Here is a 22325-nt window from a genome sequence, read left to right as displayed (position 1 = left end):
GCATCGCCACCCGCACCCCGGGCGGCGGACCCACCACCCCCACGACAGCCGTTCCTGTGCTGCCTGGGGTGGTCACGCACCGTCGAGCCGGCCGGCACCTCCCCGGCGCCGGCCGGTCCCGGCGTGACCCCCGCCGCCCAGCCCGGGCGGCGAGAGGATCAGTTGGCCTGCGGAGGCCCGCCCCACCACCCAGTGGGGAGTCGCTCGCCCTCCAAGGCGAGGATCCACAACATCCCACCGAAACACCCGGTGAACGTTAGTGGACACCGCACTAGCTCCCTTGACCTCGTGATCGTCTGCACTCGACGATCGATGTCCGTGATCGTCCGACTGCTGTACCAGATTCTGGTTCAGGTGCTCTCGTGGCTGGCGCTGTTCGCCCGCTCCTCCGGGTCGAAGGACGCGGCGATCCTCCTGCTGCGTCACGAGGTGGCGGTGCTGTGCCGAGGCAACCCGAGACCACGCGCGCTTCGCGCACGCTGGGCTGCAGTGGACTGATAGGCCGTGCTTGCCGCCCTGACCAGGCTCATACCCAAGCTGCTTCGCGGCCACGTGCTGCAGACCTCTATCGAGCACTACAACACCGGCCGAAGCCACCAAGACCATGGGATCGGTCTGCGAGCTCCGACCGACGACCGCAACGTCCCACTCCCCACCCCAACCGACCGCATACATCGCCGCAGACGCCTCGGAGGACTCCCCAACGAGCACCAAGCCACCACATGAAACCCCAGCTCAACACCGACCGAGTCTCGACCAGGACCGTCACTCATCCGGCCCCGCGAGGAGCCCATGGCCCGGTCCATGACAGTTACATATATCGATGTGGACGGTCGCTCAAACCGCTTCTGGTGGATAGATTTTGCCCTCTTGACGAGGCACTTCTGTCGCAGTCTAATTGGTGATCAAATAGGGAGGCCACGCGTGGGAGAGTTCCAGTTCGCCGTTCTGACGTGGCAGGGTTTCCTTATTTTGTCTCGACCAGCGCGTGTAGATCATGGGGCTGGGACGCAACAGGCCGCCCCGGTCCGTTAGAGATTTCGACCCATCGGGAAGGAGCCGGAGATGAGCATGAGGTTCACGAGTCGGCGGCAGTTCCTGCGGCGACTGGGAGGCACCCTTGCTGCCGGAGTAGGCATCGCGTTTTTTCCGGCCGGGTTCGCCTCGGCATCGTCCAAGACCGGTCCGACATCGACCCCTGGCCATACGGGCGGCGGGCCGGCGTACCCGGGAGACCCCGGCTTTGTCGCCACGAGTCCAGGGGAACTAGATGCCGCTAAAGCCAGTTGGGAAACGCCGGAATATGGTTATTATACCGGCCATAATCCTTCTACTCCTGGCACAGCGGTCAATTCCCCATGGCAGCTGGTCGCGGTAAACGCGTCCACCGCCTACGCCCTAGGGTACTGCGGGCAGGGCGTCACGCTGGGCATGATGGATTCGGGCTACAGGGCTACACACGAAGCATTTCAGACCGGGCTGATCGCTTCGGTGAGAGCGGAGGGTGTCTACGGCACGTCCGGCTTCGGGTATCGTAACGCAGCAACCCCGGCGAACCCGTTTACTGCGGGCGAGCCGTTCACTGTGGCCGGTGATCAGGCGAGAACAAGTGACTACGGGCACGGGAATGGCATGCTTGGGGTTACCTCCGGCATGCGCGATGGTAAAGACCAGCACGGCATCGCCTTTGGATCGAAGATGTATGTTGCCAAGACCGGCGGTTCCGATACCCAGTCCCACGGTCCCTTCCACGATTACGTGTACTGGCATACAGCCAATAAGGCCCTGGTCGACGCAGGCGCCCGGGTCATCAACAGCAGTTGGGGCTCTTATGTCCAGACTATTGACAGAACCCGCTTTGACGGCTTGGGAAACGACCTTGGAGTCAACGGAAACCTCGCCAACGCTTACCAACTGCCTGGCAAAGACAGCGCCAGCGCCACGGCAATGGCGACCATTATCCCCAACGAGTACCTGAAGGATCTGGAGTACCAGTATTTCTTCTTCAAGAAAAGCTATTCCGAAGGCGGCATTCAATACAATCCGAACTACCCCGGACGTTCCTTTATGGACGCCATCTGGGACGCCATCAAGGACAGCGGTACCGTCAACGTAAGGTCGTCCGGCAACAACGACTGGAGCAACCCGTATTTTCGCCCGGCGTATCCCTTCTTCAATCCGTTGGCGGAAAAGCAGTGGATAGCCGTCGGCGGGGTGCAACCGCCCACTGTGGCCAATCCCGAATACACAAAGCAGTTCGGGTATAACGAGGCGGCGCTCGCCAAATGGTGGACCGTGTCTACCCCTTCAAACAGCGTTCGGACCACGAACAGCGGTGGTGACACTAACTATTCAAACTCAAGCGGCACGTCACCGGCAACGCCCGTTGCGACAGCGGTGATGGGGGTTCTGCTCTCCCGCTATCCGAACATGGACGCCAAGCAGGTGCGTGAGCTGATGCTCACCACGGCGAACAACAAGATGTCCGACGGCGTGAGATTCCTCGGCACCGGGCAAACCTCCCCCTCCGGGGCATCCATCGCCTGGACCGCTCCCGACGGTCTTCCGGACGAACGCTGGGGCTGGGGGATTCCCGATCTGGCCAAGGGCATGTACGGCCCCGGCCAGCTCCTGAGCCCCATGACCTACAACATGGATAAAGCGCCCCTGGACGTCTGGTCGAACGACATCAGCCAGATCGCGATCAAGGAAAGGGAAAGGGAAGATCTGGAGTGGCTGGCGGGCTACAAGGAGCAAGGCATTGCCTACGCCGGTGAATTCAACCCCAACGTGCTGAACCCGGACGGCACGCTTAACGAACAGGCCTTCATGCTTCAGGGCATTTTGGCTGATCCTTACATCCAAGCTATCACTAACGGCCATCCCGAGTTGTACGACAAGATCACCTATGAGGACGCCGTCAAGTGGCGCAAGGAATGGATGGACGAGCGCGCAGCCTACATTCAGAACAACATCGACAACAACCTCTACGCGGCTTCTCTGACCAAGCAAGGCCCCGGGACGCTGATCATGACGGGCGACGACACCTACAAGGGCGGCACGACGGTTGAAGGCGGTAAGCTTTCGATCACCGGCTCGCACGCAAGCTCGATCGACGTCAAGGGCGGCACGCTCGGCGGCAGCGGTTTCGTGGCAGGCAGCATCGACGTCGACAGCGGCGTGCTGCAGCCCGGTCTGTCGTCCGGGGAAGCGGCGTCCGCGGCGTCCATCACCCTCACCGACGTCGCGCCCGGCAACGTCCTGAACGTCGGCGGCGACGTGACCGTCAGCCGAGCGGGTCGCCTCGCCATCACCATCTCCGGCGACCACGACTACACGAGCGTGCGGGCCGCGGGTGACCTGGTGCTGGACGGCGAACTCGCCCTAGACATTCGCGCGCCCCTCACTCCGGGCACGGTACTGACGATCATGCGCGGCGACTCGATCCAGGGCAACTTCCATTCCCTGCCGGAACGGCGGATCCTGAACGCGGGCCACCACATGTTCAGGGTGTCCTACCAGGACGGCGATGTGACGCTGACCGTCGTGCGGACGCTGCCCAGGGCAGGGTCCGGCGGCGTCTAGCCGCACGTGGCCTGGCCAGCCAGGCTCAGGTTCGCCTGAGCCTGGCTGGCCAGGCCTTCGCCCAGGTTCAGCCGCCCCGACCGCCACGGTCGACAAACCTGCCGAACCAGTACAGAACCCGGTCGTAGGCCTGCGCCGCGGCGTTGGCGTTGTGGTTCGGGCCGGTGTCGTTGAAGAACGCGTGGTTCACACCGGGGAAGACGACCATCTCGTGTTCCAACCCGGCGGCCTCGACGTCCAGATGGCGACCGCACATCAGCCTCGCGTACGCCAACACCGACGGTGCCCCGGTCAAGCCCATCGTGTCGGGTGCCAAAACCTGCTTACCGTGGTTGACCAGGCGCGGTGGTCCGCACTGCTGTCCGGCAGGATCATTGCCGTGTCGCTACGCATGCTCTACCTCATGTTCTGCCGCCTCGCCGAATGGCTGACCCTGCTCGCCAAGACCAGTGCCGCGAAGGACGTGGAGATCCTCGTCCTGCGTCACGAGAACGCGGTGCTCCGCCGGGCCAACCCGAGGCCTCGGTTGGTTGGGCCGACCGGGCCACGCTCAGCGCTCTGATCAGGCTCCTTCCCCGCGCTGTGAGGATGCACCGGCTCGTCACTCCTGCCACGCTCCTGCGTTGGCATCGGCGGCTGGTCGCCCATCACTGGAGACCTACCCGAACCGGCCGGGACGCCCACCGAGGACGCGGCTATCGTGGCCCTGGTTGAGCAGATGGCCCGGGACAATCCCGGCTGGGGCTATCAGAGAATCCAAGGCGAACTACACGGCCTCGGTCACCGGATCGGCACCTCCACAATCCGTCGTATCCTCAACCGGCTGGGCATACCACCGGCCCCGCAACGCCGCGACCACACCACCTGGCGCCAGTTCCTCCGAACCCAGGCGCACACCCTGCTGGCGTGTGACTTCTTCCGCGCGGACTGCGCACTCACCCTCACACGCCTGTACGTCTTCTTCGTGATGGAGGTCGGCAGCCGGTACGTACACATCCTCGGCGTCACCACCAACCCAGACGGCCATGGACCGTTCAGCAAGCCCGCAATCTGCTGATGGACCTGAACGACCGCGCCGACCGGTTTTCGGCCAGGCGGATGAGGCGCTAGCGACCTTGGACGCCGCGGCTGCCCATCAGAGAATGACCTGGTCCGGTGCGGACACGCCGGCCGGGCGTCGGTTGGGTGACCTCCTGCTCGATATGGCGGGGATGACTCGGAAACTCGATCGGCATGCGGACTCTCTGACTGCGGCGGCCGAGGCGATCGAGGTCGAGCGGCGGCTGGCCGAGGCCGGCGGCCGTGCGGGTGGGCGGGATCTCGGGTTCGCCCTGATCAACTACGCCATCGCTTTGGTCGCTCTCGACCGGCTACCGGAGGGCGTGGCAGCGGGCCGCGCCGTGCGGGCCGGTGCGGACGCCGTCGCCACCACCCTCTCCGGCTACACCCCGGCCAGCCCACCGACCGACGGACCGGACCTGACGCTGGTGGCCCGGCTCGCCGGCGCGCTGGCGGTGCCGGTGATCGCCGAGGGGCGGTACCGCGACGCCGAACAGATCGGGCAGGCGTTCGCCGCCGGCGCCCACTCGGTGGTGATGGGCAACGCGGTCACCTCGCCGCTGTGGATCACCCGTCGCCTGGTACCGGCCACCCCGGCGGCAGCCGGTTCACCTGACGCCGCCGCCGGACCGTGACCGGGTGCGGGCCGGTGCTCCTGTGGTGGCGCCGGGCACGATGGTGCAGGGCAGGCTGCGCCGGAGCGCGTCGGCGGGCAGCAGGGTGGGGCTGACCAGCTGTTCGAAGAGGAGCCGCACCGCCGCCGCGCCCATCTGCTCGCGAGGAATCCGAAACCCGGTCCAGTCGATGTCGTCCGGGCTGCCGTCCTCGACGTCACCGAGCTGTGCCAGCGACAGATCGCCGGGTACGGACATCCCCCGGGCCAGCGCCGCCGCCCGGATGCCCGGGGCCAACCCGGACGGCCAGACCACCGCCGCAGTGAGCCCGGTTTCGCCGATCAGGTCGAGCGCCTCGCCGCCGGTCAGCCCGGTCCCGTTCAGCACGACCGGACGGCTCCCGGCGGCCCGTACCGCCTGGTGGTAGCCCTGCGCGCGGTCCACCGACGGCTCGTCCCGGCGGAGGTCACCGACGAATCCGACCCGTTCGTGGCCGAGGGCGAACAATCGCTCGACCACCTCCCGGGTGGCGGTCACGTAGTCGGCTCCGACGTACGGCACGGTGCCGGCGTCGGACTCCCGACGACCGATGAAGGCGAAGGGGAAGTCGCGGCTGAGCAGGTCAGCCAGGTCGCGCTTGTCGTCGTGCCGGCCGAGCAGGACGCAACCGTCGGCGATACCGAGCCGACGGGAGCCGGCACCGAGCAGGCGCCGCCCCTCCCGCGACGGGGTGCTGGTGAAGAAGAGCAGGTCGCATCCGAGTTCCTCGGTCTGCGCCTCGACCCCGACCAGGAACGGGTGGTAGAAGTCCCGGCTGTCGCGCGGGAAGACCGGCTCGTAGGTGAAGACGCCGATGATCCGGGTCCGTCCCCCGGCCAGGCGTTGGGCGGCCGGGTTCGCGACGTACCCGGTCATCCGGATGGCGTCGAGCACCCGCCGACGGGTCTGCTCACCGGCCCGTCGGCGGCCCGTGTCGCCCCCGTTGAGGATCAGGGACACGGTCGCCTGGCTGACCCCGGCAACCCGGGCCACATCGGCCTGGGTGGCCCGTCCGTTGGCGCCTGGCATCGTCGTCACCTCCGTGTCCCCGCCGGTGGCCGGGGCCCGCTCCCGGGCCGTCGCCCCGGCTGGTCATGCGCATGACCACACGATCGCGCACGGCAACGTCTCGGGAGCGGGTTGGCGTGAATGGTCGGCCCATCAGCCGCATTTTGTCAATGTTACGCGGCGGTTTCAGATTCTGGCGGACCGGCTATTGACACTTGGAGGCTGCGGAAACATTCTGGTTATGCGCATGACCACATGGTCGCCGACCGGTCCCACCAGGGCAGGAAAGGCGTACCAGATGATCCAAGCTCCACCCCGGCAGGCAGCCGGCCGCCGACCCTTACCGGGCCGGGCATGGGTCGGCATGCTAGCCGGTTCCCTCCTCCTGGCCACCACGGCGATGGCGCCGGCAGTCGTCTCCCAATCGGCGACAGCCGCCACCGAGCCGGCCACCTCGACCTCGGTCTACCAAAGCATGCCGGCCGACCCGACCGCCGTCGTCCTCGGCAGCGCACAGTTCCCGGTGCACGGCGACGGAATCGGTGACGACACGGCCTCGGTGCAGGCCGCCATCGACGAAGCGTCCCGCCGAGGCGGCAGGAACTGGCTGGGCAACATCGTCGGCGGGGCACGCGACGTCACCGTCGGGGACGGCGGTGGTGTGGTCTTCGTGCCGGAAGGGCGTTACCGCCTCTCCCGGCAGGTGGACCTGCACGCCTCGGTACGCCTGGTCGGGTTCGGTGCCGAGCGGCCCGAGTTCGTCCTCGGCGAATCCACCCCCGGCTTCCAGGACGGCAACCAGTCCTTCCTCTTCGCCGCGCTGCGCCGGCCGTTCCAGCCGGACACGCCCCGCAGCTTCGGCAACAACGACACCTTCGGCACCGGCCTGATCAACCTGGACATCCGGATCGCGCCCGGCAACCCCGCCGCAGTGGCCGTACGCTTCAGCGGCGCGCAGATGTTCGTCCTGCAGGACCTCGACATCCACATGGGTACGGGCTACGCCGGGATCGACCACAACGCCAACCTGATCCAGCGGGTCAACGTGCACGGCGGCACGGTCGGCATGCTGGCCTTCGCCGCCTCGCCCGGCTGGCAGACCACCCTGCTGGACACCACCTTCACCGGCCAGCGCGAGGCGGCCATCAAGCTGCACACGGACAGCAAGCTCAGTCTGATCCGCAACCGCATCGCCGACTCGCCGACCGGCATCGTCGCCACCCCCGACCAGACCCAGCGCCTCTACGTGCAGGACTCGGTCTTCCAGAACATCAGCGGGTCGGCGATCACCCTCAACGACAGCGAATCCGTCCCGGGTGGCGGCGAGCCGGAACTCGTCCGCGCCCAGAACCAGCTCAACGTGGTCGACACCGGAGTCACCGGGACCGGCGCGCTGCTGACCACCGTGCCCAGCGGGCGTACCTGGGCCGGACCCGGCGCGTCCTATCTGGTGCGGGACGCCACGCTCGGGCTTCGGGTCGACGACGCGCTGAGCGCCGCCGAGCGGCGCAGCGACGGCGTCCTGGTCTCGGCGACACCGGCCGCACCGGCGAGCTTCGCCCGGCTCCTGCGCTCCGACGCGCCCCTGCCACCGGCCACCGGCGGTTGGGTCAACGTGGTCGATTACGCCGCCGCCAGGGGCGTCACGGTCGGCACCGGCACCAGCGACGACTACGCCATCTTCCAGCAGGCCATCGACGAGCACGACACCGTGTACGTGCCGATGGGGCAGTACCTGATCGGGAACACCCTGCGGCTCCGGCCACAGAGCAACCTGATCGGCCTGCATCCCCGGCAGACCTGGCTGAAGCTGCCGGACAGTGCCGCCGGATTCACCGACCCGGACCAGCCGAAGGCGATGATCCAGACCCCCCTCGGCGGGAGGAACCAGGTGACCGGCCTCGGCCTGGACTCCGCGCAGCAGACCGCGGGCTCGGTGCACGTGCACTGGCGCTCCGGCGCGCAGAGCTACCTCGCCGACATCGCCACGCAGTTCGTGAAGTGGCATCCGGAGCGGACCGAGCCCGGCGATCCCGGCGCCGGTGACCCCGGTTACCAGTACCGCGGCAGGCACAAGTACAGCTTCTGGGTGCAGGGCGGTGGCGGCACCTTCGCCAACATCTGGAGCGTCGCCGGCTGGGCCGACAACGGCTTCCTGGTCGAGGACACCTCGGTGCGCGGCCAGATGTACGAGGTCTCCATCGAGCACCACGAGCACCGCGAGGTCGTGCTTCGCCGGGTCCGCAACTGGGAACTGCACGCGCTCCAGACCGAGGACCACATCTACGGCTGGCGCTCCCAGGCCGTCGAACTGGACGACGTGCACGATGTCCTGTTCGGCAACACGGTCTTCTTCCGGGTGGCCACGGTGCAGGGCCCGTACCCGTACGCGGTGGGGCTGCACAACAGCACCGGGATCGTGATCCGGGGCACCCGGGGCTACCGGCCGGACAACGTGGTCAACACCCGGTGGGGCGCCACCATCGCCGACGTGGCGACCGGCCGGACCGTACCCGAGATCGAGGTGGCGTACCTGGGGGTCGGGGTAACCGGTACGACGCCGACCCCGGCCGGCGCCCACATCGCGCTGGACACGCCGGAGATCCGGGTCCTGCCCGGCCGGTCCGGCAGCACCGTGCTGCGGGTACGCAACGACGGCCGCGGCCCGGTCACCGGCCTGGCGGTCGACGCCGAGGCGCCGGCCGGCTGGCAGGCGCAGGCGCGCCCGGAGGCCACGAGACTGCCCGTGGGCGCGACCACGCCGGTCGCGGTCAGCGTGCGGGTCCCCACCGACGCGGTGACCGACGGCACGGTCCGGTTGACCGTCTCGTTCACCCGGGGCGGTGAGCGGCAGGAGATTCCGCAGACCCTGCGGGTGCGCGTGACCGGGGAGAACCTCGCCCGAGGCGCCGCCGTGCAGGCCAGTTCGGTCCTCTCCGGCAACGTCGCGGGCAACGCGGTGGACGGCAACCGGACCGGAGCCCGCTGGATCTCCGGCTCAGTGGACCCGGCGCCGACGCTCACCCTGGATTTCGGTGGGCCGGCGGACCTCCAACGGCTCGACCTCTACAGCGGAGTGGCCGGCTCGGAGAGCCTGCGGGTGCGGGCCTTCCGGGTGGAGGCCCTGGTCGACGGGGCCTGGACGACCATCGGGTCCGCCGGGGCGAACACCGCCAGCCCGGCCCAGGTCGACCTCAGCGGCGCGCCGGCCGGGATCCGGCAGGTCCGCCTCGTGTTCACCGAACCCAGCCCCACCGACGGGTTGGCCCGAGTCTTCGAGGTGGAGATCCATGGCATCCGCTGAACCGTGGCGAACCAGCCGGGTGAGCCGGCGCGCGATCGGCCGGGGTCTGCTGGCCGCCGCGGCGGGATCGACGCTGTTTCCGGCGCTTCCGGCCACCGCCGGCGCGACCGACCCGACCACCGGTGGAACCGCAGCAGGCACCGACCCGATCGGCGTCGGTCCGACTACGGTCGATCAGTCGGAGGTGGTTCCGGCGGCGTCGCTCGTCCCGGCTGCCGGGGCCCTCTTCGGCGCCTTCGTCAAGCACGATCCGGACCGCGACCCGGGGATCTCCGAACCGGAGGCGCTGGAGTCGGTGACCCATGAGCTGCTCGGCATCGACCACTCCTTCCAGCACTGGGGCCAGACGTTCCGCGCCGACCGGCTCACCGACGACATCGCCCGAGGGCGTACCCCGCTGCTCTCCTGGGGAGCCGGCCCGCAGAGCGTGCTGGCCGCGACCGCGCAGGGCGTCAACGATGAACTGGTTCGGCAACAGGCGGGATGGCTGCGGGCCCTGCGGCAGCCGGTGCTGCTGCGCTTCACCTGGGAGATGGACCTGCCGCAGCGCGGCTACACCCCGGCGACCTTCAAGGAGGCGTGGCGCCGGGTCCGGACGATCTTCCGGGAGGAACGCGCCGACAACGTCGCGTTCGTCTTCTGCCCGACCTGGCTGGCCTTCAGGACCGGGCGGGTCTCGTCCTTCTGGCCCGGCGACTCGATGGTCGACTGGGTCGGCGCCGACGGGTACGCCCGCCCGAGCAACGATCACGCACCGCTGACCGAGCTGTTCCCCTGGTTCTACGACTTCGGGATCCGGCACGACAAGCCGATGATCCTCGCCGAGGTCGGCGTCAACGACACCGCACCCGGGGTGCAGGCTGACTGGCTGCGCCAGGCCCGGACGGACCTGCGGACGACGTTCCCACTGGTACGGGCGATGGTGTACTTCGATTCCAGGGGCAGTGGCGAGACCGACTGGGTCCTGCCGGGCAATCCCCGTACGGAGGCCGCACTGCGCCAGCTGGTGCACGACCCGTACTTCCTGCCGCGCCCGGGCGCCCGCCGGTAACCGGTGCGGTCCCGTCGGGGCGGGCCGGTGCCGACGAACGGTCGACGCCGGCCCGCCCCAGGGCTCAGCAGACGGGTCCGGGGCAGCAGAGGGTCAGCGCGCCGGGCACCACCCGCACCCTGAGCCGGGTGGTGCCTCCGCGGCGCCGCCGTCCAGCTCGTACGTGCGCGGCGCGGCGAGCCGGACCTTGATCTTGCGGCCCCGGGTGATCCGTACGAACGGCGACTCCTCGGTGCGGCCGGCGGCCATCCGGCCGAGGGTGCGCGCCCAGTCCACCGCGCCGTCGGCGGTGGACACGCCGATCTCCAGGCAGCCGTCGTCGGGACGGGCGTCGTCGAACGCCCGGATGCCGCCGGTGATCGTGCCCACGTTGCCGAAGAGCACGCAGCTCGCCTCGCCGTCGAACCAGTCCGCGCCGTCGACCGTGATCCGGGTGCGGACGAGTTCGCCGCGCACAGGCCGGGGCACTGGCCGCGCCTCGTTACGCCGGTCCGGGTGCACCAGCAGCATGTCGATGCGGCGGTCCTGCTGGCGGCCGCCGGTGCGGGCGGTGACGGGACCGGGCTGACGGTCGAATGCGGGATCAAACCGGAGATCCGCGCGGCCACGGACACCGAACTCCCCCCGGATCTCCCACCGGCCGATCTCGGCCTGCTGCCCGGCGAGGCGGACAAATACATCGTCACCAGCGGCGGTCTCAAGGGGCAACGCGGCTTCTTCGCCCGCGACGAGAGCGGCGCGATCACCGGGGCCGACCTCGCTGGCCGGTTGTTCACGCGCGTTCCCCGGTGATGGCCCCTGGTGTCGGCGGGTACGCCCTGGTAGCACCAGGGCGTACCCGATCAGTCAGACCTGACGATCGTCGGCGGCGACCAGCGAACCGGGCGTGCCGACGGAGCCGGACGGCGTGGCGGCTGCCGGTGCGAAGGCGACCCGGGAGCGCAGCTGCCGGAACCCGGTTCGTTCCAGCTCGGCCAGCACGGCCACCCGGTGGGCGTCCACGTCGGCGATCACCTCCCGGGCGCCGCCGTCGACCAGCACCCGGACCGCTTCGGCCAGCAGCTCAGCCCGGACGGCGTCGTCGAGCAGACCGAGGTAGGCGATGAGCGGGAAGCAGGCGTCCCCGGCCGTCCCGACCAGTCCGACCGGCTCGCCGTCGGCCAACGCGACCCGCCAGTCGCCGGGTGAACCGCCCAGCCAGGCCAGCGGGTCGGTGGCCAGGTCGACGCCGCCGACCGCCCGCGCTATCTCCACGCCGGTCAGCACGTCCGGCTCGGTGACTCGCGCGACCAGTAGGTTGATCTCCGTCGAGTCGGCGGCCGGGCGGAAGTCGTACCGCCCGGAGGTGGCCGGCAGCGGCGTGCCCGTCCAGGAGCATCTGAGCCGCTCCCCGCGCTCGACCAGCCCGGCGAGCCGGGCCGCCGCCATCGGCGCCTTCATCACGGCCAGCACCTCCGGCCGGCGCCGCCAGTGCGCCGGCATGGCGGCGTAGTACAAACCGGGACCGCCCAGCGCTTCGTGGGCGGCGCGCAGCAACGCGGCACCCACCTCCGGCTCGGCGTCCAGGTCGAACCGGTCCAGCCAGGGCGCACCGACGGCACCCGGCGGGAGGAGCCAGGCCGCCCGGCCGACCACCCGGCCGGCGCGAAGGGCGACCCAGGTGTTCTCGGGCCGGTAACCGCCGCCGGCGATCCCGTCGGCGTAGCCGACCTGGCGCAGTTGGGGCAGCGGATCGGGCATGGAGTCGAACAGGTTTTCCTCGCCCGCGACGAGCGGGCGGATGACCAGATCGGTCATGGGTTGATCCTCCGGAGAGCGAGCGCCCCGGGTCAGATCCGCGTGGACGCCGGGGCGCGGAGGGGGCGCAGAACATCGGACATTGTTCTGACCTCCTCTCGGCTCGATGGCGTGCCGAAAACGTACTCGACGCGCCCGCCGGCCCGCAAGACCGGCACACGGCGGCGGAGTCGGGCCGAGCGACGGCTACAACGCCGGATTGGTCTCTGGTCCACTCCTGTGGGACAGCCCGTCGTAGATGGCGATCCCGGCCAGGATCAGCCCGGCGCCGACAGTCGCCGCGACTGGCGGAAGGAACACCATGGGCGGCGCCGCCGCGGCCAGTACCAGCGCACCGACCATCAGCACCCGGCAACGCGACTTGGTCTCGGACGGCCGTTCCAGGTAGGTCCGCCCGATCAGGAACAGCACTGGACCCCCGAAGATGATGACCACCAGCGCCCAGTCGATCGGCAGGTTCGGGTCCTCGATGACCTGCCCGAAGCCGACCGCGGTGCAGATGATGCCACCGACGATGAGCAGCAGGCTGAAGCTCGCCCACCAGGACAGTTGCAGCCCTTCCCCGGCCAGACTGCCGGTCGAGGGCCGGCCCGGCCCCACGTGGTAGAAGTAGATTCGCCAGAACGACACCACCGCCACGAACGCGGCGACGAGGGTGATCGTCCGCTCGGTCGAGAAGCCCGGGAAGCTGATCGCGGCGCCGGCTTCGAGCACCACCTCGGCGAGCGCGATCATGAAGAACTGGTTGTACCGGTCGGCGAGGTGAACGTAGGAAACCTTGGCCCAGGTGCTGCGCCGGTCCCCGCCCACCCCGGGGACGGGCCAGTTGGCGGCCGCTCCGCCGACCTCGATGGCGAGGGCGAGGGTCCAGAAGACATCACGGCCGAGCCCCCCGCTGATGCCACCGGCGATCCACAGCACACCGGACACCGCGTGCCAGCTCAGCACCCGGGCCGAGACGCCCTGCATCGGATGGCCCGCAGGGCCAGCGTCAGGTAGAGCGGGGCGGCCGACCTGGACGAGGACGTACGGCAGGCGAAGATCGCACCCCGCTGGCCGAACGCCTGCGGCAACGAGACCGCCAGCACCAGCGTGCCGAACATCGTCGCCAGCAGCAGGACTGGATATCCGTACGCCCGGGGGTCATCGGTGTCGCGGCGTGGGTACCCCTGCCTTCAGGCGGGGGAGGAAACGCCGCTCCCTCCCCTCAGGGATAGACTTACATGAACTACTGGTAAAATGCGAGGGATGTGTGAGGTGGTGAAGCGGGCGTACAAGTACCGCTTCTATCCGACCCCAGGGCAGGTTGAGCAGTTGAACCGCACTTTCGGGTGTGTGCGCAAGGTTTATAACCTGGCGCTGGATGCGCGGACCCGTGCGTGGGCGGTGCACGGGCAGCACAGCACCTATGTGCAGTCCTCGGCGTGGCTGACCGAGTGGAAGCGCACCGAGGAGCTTTTGTTCCTCAATGAGGTCAGTTCCGTGCCGTTGCAGCAAGCCCTGCGGCATCTGCAAGCCGGGTTCGCCGCGTTCTGGGGCAAGCGGTCGCAGTACCCGAGGTTCAAGTCCAAGCGGAAGTCTCGGGCGTCGGCGGAGTACACCCGCTCGGCATTCCGCTGGCGCGACGGGCAGCTCACCCTGGCCAAGATGGACGCCCCGCTGACCATCGTGTGGTCCCGGGCCCTGCCCGACGGCGCCGAGCCGTCCACGGTCACGGTGTCCCGCGACGCGTCCGGTCGCTGGTTCGTGTCCCTGCTGGTCGAGGATCCCACCGTCACACCTTTTCCTCCGCTGGGCACGGCGGTGGGGATAGACGCGGGCATCACCAGTCTGCTCACCCTGTCCACCGGGGAGAAGATCACCAACCCGCGGCACGAGCGCGCTGACCGGCGCAAACTGGCCAAAGCGCAACGCCGGCTGGCCCGTAAGGCCAAGGACTCCGCGAATCGGGCCAAGGCTCGCCTTGCGGTGGCTCGGATTCATGCCCGCATCGGCGACCGGCGGCGGGATCACCTGCACAAGCTGTCGACTCGACTCGTCCGTGAGAACCAAACGGTCGTGATCGAGGATCTCAGCGTGCGCACCATGCTGCGCAACCACAGCCTGGCCCGCGCCATCTCCGACGCGGCGTGGACGCAACTGCGCAGCATGATCGAGTACAAGGCCGCCTGGTACGGGCGGACCGTTATCGCCGTCGACCGCTGGTATCCGAGCACGAAGACTTGCTCGGCGTGCGGGCGGATCAACACCGCGATGACTCTTGGCGTTCGCGCCTGGACGTGTCCCGGCTGTGATGCCGTGCATGACCGGGACGTCAACGCCGCGAAGAACATTCTCGCCGCCGGGCTGGCGGAGAGGTAAAACGCCTGTGGAGGGACGGTAAGACCCGACCCGCGCAAGCGGTGAAGGCGCGGCCCGGTGAAACAGGAACCCCCTCGGGTGACCGAGGGAATCCCCGCCCTTCAGGGCGGTGGAGGATGTCAAAGGTGCTCGACATCAGGGCGTTGAGCGACCAGATCATCCACATCGCCAAGAAGAACAGCAGCGTCTGACCCGCCTCCGACAGCAGCGATTGCCGGACGATGGTCAGATCGTCCGCGACCCGCCCGGCGAGGCGGGCGAGCGCGAAGACGTAGACGATGTCGAACAGCAGTTCCAGGACGGTCGACCCGCGTGGGCTGCTGCTGTCCCCCAGCCCACGCAACCCGACGCGTGTCAGCACGAGGGGCGTCCGCTCAGCCGGCAAGGGCTGCCGGCACCGGCACGCCGAGGTGAGCGAGGAGCGCGGCGCCATCGAGCCCCACCTGGGCGACGTAGCGGTGTTCGGTGACCTGCCCCACTGCCATCGCCCTGGGTCTCCTCGCCGACCGGCCCACCTCATCCCTGCCCGGCGAATTTTGTCCTGACCTTTCGCACTCCTGGAGGTTATGCCGAGTTTGGATTCGAGCCAGCTCCTGCCGCCCGACCGAGCGGCCTGCGGCCGGGTTCAGGCCCCGGCGTATCGGCGGTGTGAAAACAGGTGCGTCGGCTGTCCAGAACGCGTGAAGATCCTTGTCCGGGTCGGGCGGATGGGATGTGCTGGACGACGTCGGGGTGAAGGACCACCCCGAGCGAGGTGAGAAGGACGACGGTGGTTAGGTCCAAGCGGCGCATCCCGGCGGGCTTGTACGAGCCCGGCCGTGGCGTATGGACGGTCGGTGCGGCCCAGACAGCGCCCGAGCGTCCCCCGCTTCCGGGCTGCGTACGTCCGTAGCCCTGTCGCTCTCACCGCGCCGCGCGACGGGCCTGGGTCGGTTCGACCCGGCCCGTCGCGCCCACCTCGGCGGTACGCCGGATCATGCGTGCCGTCACCGTCCGGTAGGAGCGCGGGTCGACGGGCAGCAACCACTGACGTGCCCGGGTCAGCCGGCCGAGGTTGAGCCCGAGTTCGTCGAGCACCTCGTCGACGTTGTGCATCGAGAACGGAATGACGTTCGTGCCCCGGGCGTGCCGCCCGCTGGTCCGCGCCGCCATCCAGGCCAGGCGCTCGTGCACCTCCGCGCGCATCCGGTCCCGGGATGGCAGCGTGATCCCTCCCCGCAGGTGGACGGCGGTCCACACCGCTGCCATCTCCGCGCTCAGCGGGCTGAAGAACGAGGAGTTGTAGCCGGCGAAGGTCAGGCGTGGCACGTCGATCGGCAGGATCTGGCGGTACAGCATGAAGTTGCCCGCGTCGTCCTGCAGCCGGGCGTGCAGCGCGTCGTCGAAGAACGGGACGTGCTGCCGGAAGCCGGTGCCACAGATCACCAGGTCCGCGGCGAGCATCGTGCCGTCGCCGAGGCGGGCGGCCGGCCGGCCGTCGTCGACCAGGAGTTCGGTGATCGTCTGATCCCGATGGACGGTGATCCGGCCGTCGGCGACGCGCTCGAAGAAGCCCTCCGTGGCGAGGCTGACGGTGCTGCGGGCGATGTCCTGAAAGGTTCCGTACGGCACGAGACCCAGCTCGCGCAGCTTGAGCTGCCTGGTCGCGACCGACCCGACGCTGTCGAGCAGGGTGCGGCGCAGGCCGTCTCCCGGACCGTGCAGGAACCGCTCGAAGCCCTTCAGGTTGAGGTACCGGAACAGCGCCTCGCCCATCCGGGTGAGCAGGAGGTATTTGTAGTTGAGCGCACCGCCGAGCTTCCTGGGCATCTTCCAGAGCAGTTCGCGAGCGACGAGGTGGGTCTGGGTGGCGACGTCGCTCAGCGGGACCGTCACGTCGCAGGACGACTTGCCGTACCCGACGACGAGGACGTTCTTTCCGCGGGCCGCCGCGAGGTCGTGCAACTCCCCTGCGGCCAGGACGCGTCCGCCGGCGGCGGTGAAGTGCGCGCGGCCTTCGAAGGACGGGACGAGGGGATCGGAGAAGATGCCGTTGGCGACGACGAGGTGGTCGTACCTCTCCAGGGTCATCGGGGCCTGGGCGCCGGCCGGTCGCGACGTGAGCAGCCACCCGGTTTCGTCGTCCACGAGTTCGGCGGAGACGACCTCCGTGGAGAGGCGCAGGGCGACGCCGAGCCCGAACATGTTCACGTAGCTTTCGAGGTACTGCTGGACCTGCTCGCCCGTTGGCCACTGCGGGTAGTGGGCCGGCATGGGCAGGTCGGAGAGGTGGTAGGTGCCCTTGTCGTTCTGGGTGCGGAGGCCGGGGTAGCGCCGGGTACGACTCCACACCCCACCGACGTCGGGCGCCTTCTCGAACACGGTGACGTCGAAGCCACTCTGCCGCAGCACCTTCGCTGCGCTCAGGCCGGCGAATCCAGCGCCGACGACGGCTATCCTCATGGCGGCCTCCGGAAGGTGTGTGACCCGCTGGCGGGAACGGCGGCGGCAGGGGCGCCGGCGGTGTCCGTACGCTAACGAGCGCGGCGGAAGGCCGCTATCCGCTGCACGCGGAGTGTGTCCGCGGTGCGCAGTCGAACCGCTCCCTGTCGGGTCGCCGCCTTTCCCGCCCCCTCACCCCGGTCGCGTCCTAGGGTCAGCGCATCAGGACGCCGTGGGAGGTGTCGGATGGATGTCGTGACGGTGCGGACGCGCGACGTCGAGCACGCGCGTGCCGAGGTGGGTCGCGTGTTCTGTCCACACCGGCTCACTCCGCGGCCGGGCGTCCACAGCGTGCGGTTGCGGATGGCGGCCCGCCGGGTGGGCGGCGTGGGCATCATCGACCTCGACTACGGCCGGGCGGTGCGGATCCAGCCCACCCCGCTGGAGACCTTCTACCTCGTACAGATTCCGCGCAGCGGTGGCACGGTGGTCCGGCACGCCGGCCATGCGGTGACCTCGACGCCCGACGTCGCCTCCGTCCTGTCGCCGTACGACGCCTCGGACATGCACTGGTCCGAGGGGTCGCCGCACCGGATCTTCTACGCCGACCGGCGCGCCATCGACCGGGAGCTCGCCCGCCTGCTGGGCCGCCCGGTGGACGGCCCGATCCGCTTCGACATCGGCATGGCCATGACCACGCCGACCGCGAGGGCGTGGGCGCGCGGGGTGGACTGCCTCGCCGCAGAACTGTCGCAGCCGACGGACGCGTCCCTCCTCGACCACCCACAGGTCGCCGCTCGGTTCGAGCAGGGGCTCATCGGCAAGCTGCTACTGGCCCACCGGCACACCTATTCCAACCTGCTCGCCGAGCCGGCGCGCCACCCGGCCCCCGGGCGCCTCGTCCGCCAGGCCTGCGCCCTGATCAGCGACCACCACGGCGAGGCATTGGCGGTTGGGGATGTCGCGGAGGCGCTGCGGGTGAGCGTACGAACGCTGCAGGACTGCTTCCGACGCGAGTTGCAGACCACGCCCACCGCGTACCTGCGCGCCTGCCGGCTCGACGCGGTGCACCGCACACTGCGCACGAGCGACCACGGCATGTCCGTGACGACCGCTGCCCTGCAACACGGGTTCGTCCACCTCGGCCGCTTCGCCAGCGACTACCGGGCCCGCTTCGGCGAGGCGCCGTCCACGACCCTGCGTCGCTGACGACTGCGGCCCTGCCCGGGCTCCAGCGGCTCGCGCCAGGGTCACCCGGTCCGCCGGCGGAGCCGCCGGACCCAGCCGAGCCGGCCTCGCGGCGTCCTGCCCGGACGCCGGCCGGCCCTCCGGACCGGGCGGACCGCACGGCCCGCTTTCAGGCCGGCGCGTCCAAGCAGCCGAATCAGCAGCCAGCAGAACACCGCCAGCATGCCGAACAGGACACCCGTCACGATCCGCCAGCGCATGCTCTCGACCTGCAACACCTCCGGCACCAGCGCGGCGACGCCGGCAACCGCGGTGATCGAGAACAGCCACTGGAGCCGCTGCTGGAACAGCGCCGTCTGCAACCCGAAGAGCTGGCTCAGGTTGCTGCGGAGCAGTTCCAGGCGCTGCCGGGCGGCCTGAAGGTGCCGGGGCACCCGCAGGCCCTCGATCAGGAACGTGGCCACCGTGATCCGCATCGGATCGCGGTACATCAGATCCACGTTGCCAACCTCGGCCAGCCCCCGGCTCAGTTGCAGTTGCACCCGTGCCAACTGGGTGATGCGGGCGCCGAGTGAGTGCCCCGGCCCGACAAGTTCGTCGCGGTCATTCGGATCCGCCCCCACCCAGAGCTGGCAGAAGAACCATTGAGCATGGATCTGCCCGTACATGTCCTGAACCATTCGGACGGCCGCCGGGCCGCCTTCGACCCCATCGTGCAGTACGGCCACCGTGGACCAGCCCGTGGTGCGCACCACCAGGCCGCGCAGGCGCAGCGGCCCGTCGTCCGCCGCCGAACCCGGGGTCACCGGTAGCGCGGAGAGACGCAGCAGCGACTCGACGATCGGGTCGTCCTCGTCCCGCTCCGGACCACGCAGGACGAAGAACTGCCGCATGTTCTGGAATGGGTAGCGACGCTCCCGTGGCTCGAACCCGGGCGAGTCCTGAACGATCGCGCGGACCGACTGAACATGGGCCGAGACCGTCAGCCCACCCGGCTCGCGGGGCTCGGCCTCGATCGCGCGCAGGTGCCCGGCCAGGTTCGGCGGGAAGGTCTCCAGGTCGCGCAGGTGCCGGAAGTAGTCGAGGGTGTTCTCGCGAACGAGGTCGTCGTAGAACCGGCAGATGTCCTCGGTGCTCACCGCCGGGTCCGGTGTGGCGAACCGCAGGTCCACCGAGATCACCCCCAGCGCCGGATAGATCACGAGCTGGGTGCTAGTGGCCCAGGTGGTCTGGCCGACGCGCACCGCCGACGTACCGAGGGCGAGTTGCAGCACCGGGGGGTGGGTGGGTGGCGAGGTACGAGATTTTGTAGGCCCGGGTCTCCTCGTGCTCGACCACGTCGAGGGTGGTGGCGCCCAACGTGGCCAGCAGCGGGATCGCCGGCTCCACGTCCTGCAACGTGCCGCCGAGGTCGAACTTGATGGGCACGTAGATGTGATCGATGTCGAGGCTCACCCAGCCATTCTGGTAGCCGCGCTCAACCGCGGCTGCCCTGTCGTCCGGTGGGCGTCAACGGTGCATGTGCAGGCGGATCGTGGTGGCACCGGGCCTGGTGTGGACGCGTACGAGATCGCAGAGTTGGTTGACCAGGATGAGCCCTCGGCTACCGGGCTGCCGCGGCGGCACCGGAATCCGGCCGGCGAGCGGATTCGTGATGTGCCCGGTGTCGCTGAACTGACAGATCAGTCGCGTGCGGTCGGTCCACACCGCGAGGGTGCCGCCGGCGGCGGTGTGTCTGACCGTGTTCGTGGCCAGTTCGTTGACCGCCAGGGTCAGGTCGGAGACCCGGTCCGGGGCCAGTCCGGCCGCGATGGCCTCGGCGGTCACCAACCGGCGGATGGCCGGAAGGGCAGGTAGGTCGACGATGATGGTCGCCGCGTGGGCGGGCGGGTCCCGCAGCGGCAGGTTGAACCCAGCGGCCACCACGACTGGGTCGGCGTAGTGCGGGCTCTCCCACACCGCACCGCCCATCTGCACCGTCGGATGGGTGCGGTAGGCGTCGTCAAGCCAACTGCGGTCCAGGCTACTGGTGTCGTAGGGGCAGAGGATGGTGGCCGGCCGGCCGGCGAACGCCGCGTTGATGAGGGCCTCGTGCTGGGCGCAGGCGGGGTATTCCGTCGCGGTACGGCCGGCCCAGATGGGCTCACCGATGATGCGTACCCGCTTGCCGGGGTGGGCGGCGGCGAAGGCCAGCAGGACGCCCGGAAGGATTCGCCCGGGGTTGCGCCCGGCCACGCTCATGTCGTGCAACTGGACCCTGTCCGCGTCCCTGCCAAGCGCGGTGCGAATGTGGTCGAGGTTGTCCCCCGGTACGGCGACCATGACCGGCTCGCCAGCGGCGAGCCCGGCGTGGATGAACGGCACCGTGCCGGCCAGGTACTCCTCGTGGTCCCCGTAGAAGAGGGCGGGGTGCGCGAAACCACCAGCCCGGGCGGCGACGGCCGGACTCATGCTGCGGCCTCCGGGGTGCGTGATCCGGAGTCGCTCAAGGGAGACTTCTGTCGGCTGCGTGGATGGCGAGTAGGGCGATGTCGTCGGTGGCCTGTTCGGCGGCGAGTGTGGTCATGATGCGGGCGCAGACCGTTTCGGCGGGACCTGGTTCGACGGCTGCGCGAAGCCGTTCGATGCCGACGTCAATGACTTCGCCGCGGCGTTCGACGAGCCCATCGGTGTAGCAGATCAGTACCGCATTGGAAGGGAACGCGACCTCGGTGTATCGACGGGCCGGCTGCCGCGGGCCGATACCCAATGGAAGATCAACCGGAATGGTCAGCGTGTCGGCCGGGTGTCCTGGTGTGGCCAGGATGGGTTGCAGGTGCCCGGCAAGGGAAACCTGAATGGTGGCGCGGTCCGGGGAGATCATGGCGTAAAGGACCGTGGCGAGGTTCCCGGTCTCGAAATGGTGGATCTTACGATCGAGCAGCGTCAGCGCATCGGCCGGGTCGTCGCAGACCAGCGCGTAGGCGCGCAGCGCGCTGCGGAGGCGCCCCATCACGACTGCCGAGCGCAATCCGTGCCCGGACACGTCACCGATGACGACGCCCAGCCAGCCGGAGGGGAGGGTGAAAACGTCGTACCAGTCGCCGCCGACGCCGATGTCGTGACCAGGTACGTAGCGGGCGGCCATGTTCACACCGGGCGCGTCAGGCAAGTGGGTGGGTAGCAGGCTGCGTTGCAATGCGAGGGCGGCGGCGCGGTCGAGGCCGCTGGCCCTGGCCCGGGTGGCGAGGCTTGCCCGGTCGGCGGCGAGTTGCAGCAATTGCACGTCGGCGTCAGTGAATCGGTGCGGTCGCAGGCAGCCGACATGTATTACGCCAATCACCTCGTCGCCGGCGAGCATGGGCACACCCAACAGCGAGCGGGCTCCCTGGTCGAACAGAATCGGGTCGTCGACGGCGGCGAGGTTGGCGAGTATGACGGGCTGCTTCTCCTGAGCGATCCGGCCCGCGAAGCCGCGGCCGACGGGGATCCGAGCACCTTGCCGGACGTCTTCCCTCAGCCCCTTCGTTGCGGTAGCCACGAACTGCTGGGCGTGTACGTCCAGCAGCAGGATGGCGGCGGTTTCAACCCCCAGCACCTCTCGGACACGATCGAGGAGCTCTTCCAGAAGGTCCTTGACGTCGAGCTGGGACAGCGCGGCGTCTGTGACCGCCTCGATACGGCGCAGCCGCTCGTCGCTCCCGCTACCCTGCACGTCAATCACGTGCAGGAGCCTAACCGTTCCTGAACAGTGGTCAGAAGTGACTATGAAGATCAAACTGACACTGCGTCCATCCCGAACGGTCTTGGATGGGCTGGTCCCTCGCGTTCGCTCCCGCGGTCGGCGGCACGGATCGTGTCCGTGGTCCGGTCTGAGGAGGGCGGGTTCCCTCACGTCCCCGTCCACCGGGTCGGGCCT

General features: G+C 69.1%; 21 protein-coding genes. 10 read left to right on the top strand and 11 right to left on the bottom strand.

Features of this window, described 5'->3' with window-relative positions; all coding sequences use genetic code 11:
* Positions 1 to 318: 318 nt before the first annotated feature.
* Both ABZV00_RS36260 and ABZV00_RS36255 read left to right on the top strand, forming a co-directional pair.
* Complete coding sequence (locus tag ABZV00_RS36260) at positions 319 to 498, top strand: hypothetical protein (protein ID WP_355614699.1); 180 nt, start codon at positions 319 to 321, stop codon at positions 496 to 498.
* Positions 499 to 1065: 567 nt separating this feature from the next.
* Complete coding sequence (locus tag ABZV00_RS36255) at positions 1066 to 3585, top strand: S8 family serine peptidase (protein WP_355614696.1); 2520 nt, start codon at positions 1066 to 1068, stop codon at positions 3583 to 3585.
* A 67-nt stretch (positions 3586 to 3652) separates the two neighbouring features.
* Here the strand turns inward: ABZV00_RS36255 and ABZV00_RS36250 are convergent, their stop codons facing one another.
* Positions 3653 to 3841 carry a dienelactone hydrolase family protein gene (locus ABZV00_RS36250; RefSeq protein ID WP_355614693.1) on the bottom strand — a complete coding sequence of 63 codons (189 nt, stop codon included), beginning with the start codon at positions 3839 to 3841 and terminating at the stop codon, positions 3653 to 3655.
* Positions 3842 to 3913: 72 nt separating this feature from the next.
* On the opposite strand from ABZV00_RS36250, the gene ABZV00_RS36245 reads away from it, so the two are divergent.
* The 3 genes from ABZV00_RS36245 (at position 3914) to ABZV00_RS36235 (ending at position 5279) form a co-directional block, all read left to right on the top strand.
* A complete protein-coding gene (locus ABZV00_RS36245) occupies positions 3914 to 4147 on the top strand; it encodes a hypothetical protein (protein WP_355614690.1) in 234 nt (77 codons plus the stop codon).
* A 138-nt stretch (positions 4148 to 4285) separates the two neighbouring features.
* Entirely contained in the window at positions 4286 to 4642 is a 357-nt protein-coding gene (locus tag ABZV00_RS36240; protein WP_355614687.1) for a hypothetical protein, read from the top strand.
* A 154-nt stretch (positions 4643 to 4796) separates the two neighbouring features.
* Entirely contained in the window at positions 4797 to 5279 is a 483-nt protein-coding gene (locus ABZV00_RS36235; RefSeq protein WP_355614684.1) for a hypothetical protein, read from the top strand.
* Here the strand turns inward: ABZV00_RS36235 and ABZV00_RS36230 are convergent.
* Positions 5253 to 6326: a LacI family DNA-binding transcriptional regulator gene (locus ABZV00_RS36230; protein ID WP_355614681.1), complete on the bottom strand. Its 1074-nt coding sequence runs from the start codon at positions 6324 to 6326 to the stop codon at positions 5253 to 5255. The genes ABZV00_RS36235 and ABZV00_RS36230 overlap by 27 nt on opposite strands.
* A 343-nt stretch (positions 6327 to 6669) precedes the next feature.
* Between ABZV00_RS36230 and ABZV00_RS36225 the strand changes: the two genes are divergently transcribed.
* Positions 6670 to 9609: a glycosyl hydrolase family 28-related protein gene (locus ABZV00_RS36225; RefSeq protein WP_355614678.1), complete on the top strand. Its 2940-nt coding sequence runs from the start codon at positions 6670 to 6672 to the stop codon at positions 9607 to 9609.
* Positions 9596 to 10660, top strand: a complete 1065-nt coding sequence (locus tag ABZV00_RS36220; protein WP_355614675.1) for a glycosyl hydrolase — start codon at positions 9596 to 9598, stop codon at positions 10658 to 10660. The genes ABZV00_RS36225 and ABZV00_RS36220 overlap by 14 nt, the downstream gene beginning before the upstream one ends.
* 93 nt (positions 10661 to 10753) lie before the next feature.
* On the opposite strand, the gene ABZV00_RS36215 is transcribed toward ABZV00_RS36220, so the two are convergent.
* On the bottom strand, positions 10754 to 11128 hold the full coding sequence (locus tag ABZV00_RS36215) for a hypothetical protein (protein ID WP_355614672.1): 375 nt from the start codon (positions 11126 to 11128) through the stop codon (positions 10754 to 10756).
* Between the two features lie 27 nt (positions 11129 to 11155).
* On the opposite strand from ABZV00_RS36215, the gene ABZV00_RS36210 reads away from it, so the two are divergent.
* Complete coding sequence (locus ABZV00_RS36210) at positions 11156 to 11452, top strand: hypothetical protein (RefSeq protein WP_355614669.1); 297 nt, start codon at positions 11156 to 11158, stop codon at positions 11450 to 11452.
* Positions 11453 to 11506: 54 nt separating this feature from the next.
* On the opposite strand, the gene ABZV00_RS36205 is transcribed toward ABZV00_RS36210, so the two are convergent.
* Positions 11507 to 12457: an acetyltransferase gene (locus tag ABZV00_RS36205; RefSeq protein WP_355614666.1), complete on the bottom strand. Its 951-nt coding sequence runs from the start codon at positions 12455 to 12457 to the stop codon at positions 11507 to 11509.
* Between the two features lie 186 nt (positions 12458 to 12643).
* On the bottom strand, positions 12644 to 13492 hold the full coding sequence (locus tag ABZV00_RS36200) for a low temperature requirement protein A (protein WP_355614702.1): 849 nt from the start codon (positions 13490 to 13492) through the stop codon (positions 12644 to 12646).
* Positions 13493 to 13705: 213 nt separating this feature from the next.
* Here ABZV00_RS36200 and ABZV00_RS36195 point away from each other — a divergent pair, with 213 nt between their 5' ends.
* Positions 13706 to 14818, top strand: coding sequence for an RNA-guided endonuclease TnpB family protein (locus ABZV00_RS36195; RefSeq protein WP_355614664.1), 1113 nt, complete (start codon positions 13706 to 13708; stop codon positions 14816 to 14818).
* Here the strand turns inward: ABZV00_RS36195 and ABZV00_RS36190 are convergent.
* Both ABZV00_RS36190 and ABZV00_RS36185 read right to left on the bottom strand, forming a co-directional pair.
* Positions 14772 to 15179 carry a low temperature requirement protein A gene (locus tag ABZV00_RS36190; RefSeq protein ID WP_355614661.1) on the bottom strand — a complete coding sequence of 136 codons (408 nt, stop codon included), beginning with the start codon at positions 15177 to 15179 and terminating at the stop codon, positions 14772 to 14774. The two genes, ABZV00_RS36195 and ABZV00_RS36190, sit on opposite strands and share 47 nt — an antisense overlap.
* Before the next feature lie 542 nt (positions 15180 to 15721).
* Positions 15722 to 17260 carry an NAD(P)/FAD-dependent oxidoreductase gene (locus ABZV00_RS36185; protein ID WP_355614659.1) on the bottom strand — a complete coding sequence of 513 codons (1539 nt, stop codon included), beginning with the start codon at positions 17258 to 17260 and terminating at the stop codon, positions 15722 to 15724.
* A gap of 225 nt (positions 17261 to 17485) precedes the next feature.
* Here ABZV00_RS36185 and ABZV00_RS36180 point away from each other — a divergent pair, with 225 nt between their 5' ends.
* Positions 17486 to 18448 carry an AraC family transcriptional regulator gene (locus tag ABZV00_RS36180; protein WP_355614656.1) on the top strand — a complete coding sequence of 321 codons (963 nt, stop codon included), beginning with the start codon at positions 17486 to 17488 and terminating at the stop codon, positions 18446 to 18448.
* A 41-nt stretch (positions 18449 to 18489) separates the two neighbouring features.
* On the opposite strand, the gene ABZV00_RS36175 is transcribed toward ABZV00_RS36180, so the two are convergent.
* From ABZV00_RS36175 to ABZV00_RS36160, 4 genes are read right to left on the bottom strand one after another with little or no spacing between them, the layout of a single operon-like run.
* Positions 18490 to 19629 carry a hypothetical protein gene (locus ABZV00_RS36175; protein ID WP_355614653.1) on the bottom strand — a complete coding sequence of 380 codons (1140 nt, stop codon included), beginning with the start codon at positions 19627 to 19629 and terminating at the stop codon, positions 18490 to 18492.
* A 10-nt stretch (positions 19630 to 19639) separates the two neighbouring features.
* Complete coding sequence (locus ABZV00_RS36170; RefSeq protein ID WP_355614650.1) at positions 19640 to 19882, bottom strand: hypothetical protein; 243 nt, start codon at positions 19880 to 19882, stop codon at positions 19640 to 19642.
* Between the two features lie 54 nt (positions 19883 to 19936).
* Entirely contained in the window at positions 19937 to 20878 is a 942-nt protein-coding gene (locus tag ABZV00_RS36165; RefSeq protein ID WP_355614648.1) for a sensor histidine kinase, read from the bottom strand.
* A gap of 34 nt (positions 20879 to 20912) precedes the next feature.
* Complete coding sequence (locus tag ABZV00_RS36160; RefSeq protein ID WP_355614645.1) at positions 20913 to 22130, bottom strand: GAF domain-containing SpoIIE family protein phosphatase; 1218 nt, start codon at positions 22128 to 22130, stop codon at positions 20913 to 20915.
* Positions 22131 to 22325 lie beyond the last annotated feature (195 nt).

The organism is Micromonospora sp. NPDC005173, assembly GCF_040608515.1.
Classification (GTDB): Bacteria; Actinomycetota; Actinomycetes; order Mycobacteriales; family Micromonosporaceae; genus Micromonospora.
Note: the sequence above shows the minus strand (reverse complement) of the source record. Positions and strands in the feature narration are given on the sequence as shown.